Annotated in this window: 1 pseudogene; it reads left to right on the forward strand. The window is 37.5% G+C overall.

The features are described from left to right. Positions 1 to 34: 34 nt before the first annotated feature. Positions 35 to 256: pseudogene (locus tag WFH18_RS18630) on the forward strand (IS3 family transposase); the annotation flags it as partial.

Genomic DNA, 256 nt, shown 5'->3' on the forward strand with positions numbered 1-256 from the left:
TGTCGGAGAGTCAATATTCTGAGAGACTATCCCGATGACAAAATTAAAATATACCCCTGAAATCAGAGAAAGAGCGGTTCAATTATTGATTGAATCTGAAAAAGATTATCCTTCTACTTGGGCTGCGATCACCGCTATTGCTCCCAAGATAGGTTGTACTCCTGAAACACTACGTGTTTGGTATCAAAAATATTTAGATAAACAAAATCCAGTTAAAGTACAGCAGCTTTCAGACCAAGAACGTATCAAACAACTC

This window comes from Acinetobacter sp. USHLN143 (genome assembly GCF_037145695.1).
Lineage (GTDB): Bacteria > Pseudomonadota > Gammaproteobacteria > Pseudomonadales > Moraxellaceae > Acinetobacter > Acinetobacter fasciculus.